The following is a 6067-nucleotide window of genomic DNA, read 5'->3' on the forward strand; positions in this document are numbered from 1 at the left end:
GGCGCCGTGCTTGCCGCCGATCCGCCGCCCGGGGCGGCGCGGGGCGCCGGCGACGAGCGCGACCCGTCCGGCGAGCGAGCCGGGTGCGGCGCCGGGGATTCCGGTGAGTGCTGGGTTCATGCTGGTCACGGTGCCAGGAAAACCTGACAGGGTACGTCGGTGTTTCCGCACACAGTCCCGTCCACACAGGACACCGCCGCGGCCCGCACCGCGCGATACCGTGAAGCTCGCATTCACGTGGGGTCGGCAGTCCGGGGTGTCGCATGAGGATCGGCGAACTGTCACGAATGACCGGTGTCAGCGTTCGCGCGCTGCGCTACTACGAGGAGGAGGGGCTGATCCGGCCCGCTCGCGACGGCAACGGCTACCGCGACTTCCACGAGGGCTCCGCCGAGGTGGTCCGCCAGATCCGCGGGCTGATCGACTCCGGCCTGCCGACCCGGATCATCCGCGACGTCCTGCCCTACCTCGACAATCCGGCGGACCTCTTGCCGCCGGTGCCATGCGCACACATGCTCGACCAGGTGGCTCGGCAGCGCGAACAGCTCGACCGCCGGATCGAGACCCTGACCCATAACCGCGACGCCCTCGACGCCTACCTGCGCGCCGCGCGAACGGCCGCCCGCGCGGCCGAGGAGGCATGAAACCGGGACCGTACCCCGGCTTGACCCTCACGCAAGCGTGAGGGTTTTAGCGTCCGGCATGACCTCACACACCCATACAACGGATACCTCGACGGCCACGACAGGACGGCCGCCGGGTATCCCCACGACCATGCGGGCCCTGCGGCAAACGTCGCTGAACGGCCCGCAGGACATGCGCCTGATCACCGACGCGCCGGTGCCGGCCCCAGGCCCGGGCGAGGTCCTGATCCGGGTCACCGCCGCGGGCGTCAACTTCGCCGACGTCATGCAGACCCACGGCACGTACCACGGCGGCCCGCAGGCGCCGTACCTCGCGGGCTTCGAGGCCGCCGGTGAGATCGTCGCTCTGGGCGAGGCGGTGGCCGGCCCGAAGCTCGGCGCACACGTCATCGGCGCCGGATACGGCGCATTCGCCGAATACATGGTGCTGACCGCGGCCGGCGTGGTGCCGGTGCCGGCGGGCTGGACCGGCGAGCAGGCGTTGGGCCTCATCCTCAACTGGGCTACCGCACTGGCCGCCCTCAGGCCGCTGGGCCGTATCGCCGCCGGCGAGACCGTGCTGATCCATGCCGCGGCGGGCGGGGTCGGTCAGGCCGCGGTGAAGATGGCCAAGCACTACGGCGCGACCGTGATCGCCACCGCCTCGTCGGGCAAGCACGAGACGGTGCGGGCCCTGGGCGCCGATCACGTCATCGACTCCGGTGGCGCCGACGTCACCGCCGAGGTCCTGCGGCTGACCGGCGGCAAGGGCGCGGACCTGGTGCTGGAGTCGGTCGGCGGCGCCGCGTTCGGCGCCAGCCTGGCCGCGGCCAAGCGGGTCACCGGCCGGGTCGTCGTATACGGCGTGGCCGGCGGCGAGGCTGCGATCACCAACTGGGAGCTGAACTTCAAACACCAGGTTCACGTGATCGGCCTGCACATCGGCGTGCTGGCGCAGGCCGCGCCGCAGATCTTCGGCGAGCTGATGGACGAGCTGTTCGCGCTCATGGCCGCCGGGGTCTTCACGCCCGGCCGGCCGACCGCGTATGACCTGGCCGACGGGCCGCGGGCGCTCGCGGACCTTCAGGCGCGGGCCACCGTCGGCAAGCTGGCTCTGCGGCCCTGAAACCGGACCGGACGCCGGGTGGTGGGGGGCCGGCAGTGCCCCGCCACGGCTTCGCGTTGGCCACCGTCACCGCGCGGCGCGCCGGGTGCGGGCCGTGGTGGTGCTCACCCTCGCGTTCGCCGCCGGGATGCCGCAGGGCCCGCCAAGACGGCGTCGCCTTGGTGGCGGTGGACGGCGCCATCGATGTCGACGCCGCCCCGGAGCTCCGCAAGACCATGCACGCCCTGTTCGACGCGGGCGGCACCCGCGCTACCCAGCGAGGGCCAGCCGGTGCCGTTACCCGGCCACCGCACCGGTATTCCGATCCCGGGCGGCCGCCTGAACCTCATCCAGGGCGACAACCACATCCTGCTGAATGCCGCGACGAACACCATGGCCAGCTCCGGCCCCTGGCCCGGACAGGGTCGTCATGCCGGCGCAGCGCCGTCCGCAGCGCCGTGGCCGGTCGCCGCCCGATCGCCGTCGCGCCGCTCGCAGGCCGTCCCGTCACGTAACCCGCCCGAGCACCGGTCCGGGGTGCGGCTGGTCACCCGGTCGGCCACTCGTTCAAGACGTGTAATCGGATCAGGGCTGCGTGGGAAAGCGGCCTCGTCAGGTCGGACACGTCGCCGTTGGTCGTGTAGTCGAGCAGGGCGATCGGGCCGGCCGCGGCCAGGGCTCGCAGCTGGGTCAGCTCGGTGCCGAGGTGATGGTCGAGGACGAAACGGTAGGCCGGCAGGTAGATGCGCCGGCGCGCGGTCTCGTAGTCGAGCAGGTCGGTGCCGTCGAGGCCGGCACGGTGGCCGCGGACCGGGCCGACAGTTTTCGGTCCGCGCGTGGTGGGTACGCCGTGGACGCGACGAAGGAGGAAGATGTGCCGCAGCAGGAGATGCGCCTGCAGTTCACGCTGGAACTGCCGCGCGATGCCGCTTTGGTCCGTGATGCGCGGCGGACCCTCGACGGGGCCCTCGCGGGTGCCGGCGTGGCCCAGGACTGCCGCGACGACATCCGGCTCGCGCTCACCGAGGCCTGCGGAAACGTGGTCTCGCACGCGAGCCTCGCCAGCAATTATCACATCGAGGTCACGGTCGACGAGAGCGAGTGCGTGATCGAGGTCACCGACGACGGAGGAGGCTTCGACCCGGGGCTGGTCGCGGCGGTGGCCGCCGAGGAGCCGGCGACCGAGCCGGTGCGGTTGCGTGAGAACGGTCGTGGCCTGCACGTTCTCGCCGCCGTGGTGGAGCGCCTGGATGTGGTCTCGGTGGAGGACACCGGCACGCTCGTGCGGTTCAGCAAGCACCTGACATGGGACCCGTCCGGGCGAGAGTAACCAGCCGTTCGGACGTATGCTTACCCGGACGAACGTACGATGCCACGCACATTCACGTAGTGAACATCGAGAGATAAGGCGGGACGCCGATGCAGGTCACCTCGACGGTCGACGGACCGATCGCCGTAGTCGCGGCGAGCGGGGAGCTGGACGTCGCGACCGCGCCGGAGCTGCGCGCCTACCTGCACAAGCTGATCGACGACGGCGCATCGACGCTGGTGATCGACCTGAGCGATGTCGGCTTCCTCGACTCCACCACGCTGGGTGTGCTGATCAGCGCGCACAAGCGCCTCACGGAGTCCGACGGCGTCGTCGAGCTGGTCATCCCCCACGCGCGGCTGCTGCGCATCTTCCAGATCACCGGCCTGGACCGGGTGTTCACCATCCACGAGTCACCGGCCGAGACCGCCGTCCAGTGACGGGCGGCCGTGGGCGGCGTTGAGCACCTGCATCGCCGCGCCGGCCGCGATCACGTCGCCGCCCAGCGCCGACACGGACACGGTCACCGTGAGCCAGTCGGCGCGGGGCACCTGCACGCGTATCGCCGAGGCCACCTCCTCGACGTAGAGGTCATGGTGGGGCAGGAGGTCCGTCCCCGCCAGCACAACGTGGCCGACGTCGGTGGTCTGCAACAGGTTGACCACCCCGACACCGAGCAGCCGCGCCGCGAGCGGCACGTCCCCGCCGGCCACCGCCCGGTCGTGCAGCACCTCCAGACAGCCGCGCCGCCCGCACACGCACCGCGGGCCGTCGAACTGCACCACCGTGTGCCCGAACTCGCCCGCGTTGGTGTGCGTGCCGCGATAGGCCGCGCCGGCGAGCCAGAGGCCAGCGCCGATGCCGGACTCGACCATGATGAGGACGCCATCGCGGAAGTCGCCGCCGCGGCGCCATGCCTCCGCCGTGACGCCCGCGGTCACGTCTTTGTCCAGGTGTACCGGCATCAGCAGGCGCTTCGCGGCGAGCTCCCGCAGCGGAACGTCGTGCCAGTGCCGCAGGCGGTGCGCGTCGCGGACGATGCCGTTGGCGTGGTCGAGCGGCCCGACCATGCCGATGCCGAGGCCGAGGATCCGCGCCGGGTCCACGGGCCGGCGCCGCAGCAGCTCCTCGCGGGCCGCGTCCACCCTCGACAGGAGCTGCTCGGGCGTGAAGTCGTCCGGCAGCGATACCACCTCGCCGGCCACCACCTCGCCGAGCAGGTCGGTGAGCACCAGCCGGACGCGGGTGCGGGTGACGTGCACGCCGATGGCATACCGGCTCGAGGGCACGATCCGGTAGATCGTGGCCGGCTTGCCCACGCCCCGGCGGCGCACGCCGGCCGGCTCGATGAGCCCGTCGCCGGCGAGCCGCGCGAGGACCTTCGACACCGCCTGCGGGGTGAGACCGGTCGCGGCGGCGATCGACGAGCGGTCGAACTGCGGTGCGGTCCGGGCGAGGCCCATCACGAGCGCGTCGTTGTACTCGCGCAGATATCCGAGGCCGGCACCGGGCGTGTCCACGACCACAATCGTATAACGCAACGCTGTTGCTAAAGTGGCGGCATGGAGGACCTCACCGCGGTTCGCCGCTGGGCCGCGCTGCTGGCCCTGTCCCTGGGCGGCTTCGGCATCGGACTGACCGAGTTCGTGGCCATGGGCCTGCTGCCGGACATCTCCGAGGATTTACTGCCGCAGTTGTACGCCCAGTCGCCCGCGAAGGCCGTTGCGCACGGTGGCTGGATGATCAGCGCGTACGCGCTCGGGGTGGTCGTGGGCGCTCCCACGATCGCGGCGCTGACCGCGCGACTGCCCCGCAAGACGCTGGTCGTGGGGCTGCTGGGGCTCTTCACCCTCGGTACCGTCGCGTCGGCTCTCGCTCCTGGCTTCTGGCCGGTCCTCGTCGCACGCTTCGTGGCCGCCCTGCCACACGGTGCCTACTTCGGCGCGGGCGGGCTCGTCGCGGCGTCGATCATCGGCCCCGGCAGCCAGGCCAAGGGGTTCGCCACCGTGCTCGGCGGACTGACCGCCGCGAACGTGTTCGGCGTGCCCCTCGTCACGCGGCTGGGCCAGACCGCGAACTGGCGGGTCGCGTACGTCGCGATCGCCGCGATGTTCGCCGTCACGCTCGCGTTCGTCGCGCTCACGGTGCCGAGGACCCCCGCCGACCCGACCGGCTCGCCGCGCGCCGAGCTGCGCGCCTTCCGCAGTCCGCAGGTGTGGCTGGTCGCCGCGACCGGCGCGATCGGCTTCGGCGGGTTCTTCGCCATCGACAGCTACATCGCGCCGGTCACCACGCACGTCGCGCACCTGTCCGAGGGCGCGGTGCCGTGGGTCCTCGTCGCGGTGGGCCTCGGCATGACCGTCGGCAACGCGCTCGGCGGCTGGGCCTCCGACCGCAACCTGCGCCGCACCCTGCTGAGCGGGTTCATCATCTTCATCGCGAGCATGGCCGCGTTCGCGGTCCTCGCCCAGAACCGCTACACGCTGTTCGCGGGCGCCTTCCTCGTCGGCGCCGCGGGACTGTTCATCGGCCCGGCGATGCAGTCGCGCCTGATCGGCGTCGCGCCGGGCGCCCAGCTGATGGGCGCCGCGGTGAACCAGTCGGCGATGAACGTCGGCAACAGTTTCGGCGCCGCGCTGGGCGGCCTGGTCATCGCCGCCGGCTGGGGATACATCGCGCCGAGCTGGGTCGGGGTGGCGCTGGGCACCGCCGGGTTCGCGCTGGCCTCGGCGAGCTTCGCCCTGGAGTCCCGCTCGTCGCGACGATCGGACCGCACACCGCGCGACACGGACCTGACCCCGGTCGGCTGACCCGCCGTCATCCTCCGGCGGCCTCGCTCGTCACCTTCCGGCGGCTTCGCCGCTCTTCCCCGCCCGCTTCGATGACGAACGCGTGCGGTCAGGCTCGTCACCGCGGCCGGTAAACGAACGTCGGGCCGGGCTTGTCACCGCGGCCGGTAGCGAACGTTGGGCCGGGTTCGTCATCGCGGCCGGCAACGAACCTCCCGCCGGGCTCGTCACCGCGGCCGGC

At 72.1% G+C, this 6067-nt stretch carries 7 protein-coding genes; 5 read left to right on the top strand and 2 right to left on the bottom strand.

Annotation, left to right across the window (positions count from 1 at the left end; all coding sequences use genetic code 11):
• Window positions 1-263 precede the first annotated feature (263 nt).
• Both ABT297_RS42420 and ABT297_RS42425 read left to right on the top strand, forming a co-directional pair.
• Window positions 264-644, top strand: coding sequence for a MerR family transcriptional regulator (locus ABT297_RS42420; RefSeq protein WP_350559675.1), 381 nt, complete (start codon window positions 264-266; stop codon window positions 642-644).
• A gap of 130 nt (window positions 645-774) precedes the next feature.
• Window positions 775-1749 (top strand): zinc-binding dehydrogenase, encoded by a 975-nt coding sequence (locus tag ABT297_RS42425; protein WP_350559678.1) that lies wholly within the window; start codon window positions 775-777, stop codon window positions 1747-1749.
• A 526-nt stretch (window positions 1750-2275) separates the two neighbouring features.
• Here the strand turns inward: ABT297_RS42425 and ABT297_RS42430 are convergent.
• Complete coding sequence (locus tag ABT297_RS42430) at window positions 2276-2779, bottom strand: DUF6939 family protein (RefSeq protein WP_350559693.1); 504 nt, start codon at window positions 2777-2779, stop codon at window positions 2276-2278.
• Between ABT297_RS42430 and ABT297_RS42435 the strand changes: the two genes are divergently transcribed.
• Both ABT297_RS42435 and ABT297_RS42440 read left to right on the top strand, forming a co-directional pair.
• Window positions 2660-3058 carry an ATP-binding protein gene (locus ABT297_RS42435; protein ID WP_350559690.1) on the top strand — a complete coding sequence of 133 codons (399 nt, stop codon included), beginning with the start codon at window positions 2660-2662 and terminating at the stop codon, window positions 3056-3058. The genes ABT297_RS42430 and ABT297_RS42435 overlap by 120 nt on opposite strands.
• 89 nt (window positions 3059-3147) lie before the next feature.
• On the top strand, window positions 3148-3477 hold the full coding sequence (locus tag ABT297_RS42440; protein WP_350559681.1) for an STAS domain-containing protein: 330 nt from the start codon (window positions 3148-3150) through the stop codon (window positions 3475-3477).
• Here ABT297_RS42440 and ABT297_RS42445 read toward each other — a convergent pair.
• Window positions 3451-4557, bottom strand: coding sequence for an ROK family transcriptional regulator (locus tag ABT297_RS42445; RefSeq protein WP_350559684.1), 1107 nt, complete (start codon window positions 4555-4557; stop codon window positions 3451-3453). The genes ABT297_RS42440 and ABT297_RS42445 overlap by 27 nt on opposite strands.
• Before the next feature lie 42 nt (window positions 4558-4599).
• Here ABT297_RS42445 and ABT297_RS42450 point away from each other — a divergent pair, with 42 nt between their 5' ends.
• A complete protein-coding gene (locus ABT297_RS42450; protein WP_350559687.1) occupies window positions 4600-5847 on the top strand; it encodes an MFS transporter in 1248 nt (415 codons plus the stop codon).
• Window positions 5848-6067: the final 220 nt, after the last annotated feature.

The sequence above is a fragment of the Dactylosporangium sp. NPDC000555 genome (assembly GCF_040300025.1).
GTDB lineage: Bacteria > Actinomycetota > Actinomycetes > Mycobacteriales > Micromonosporaceae > Dactylosporangium.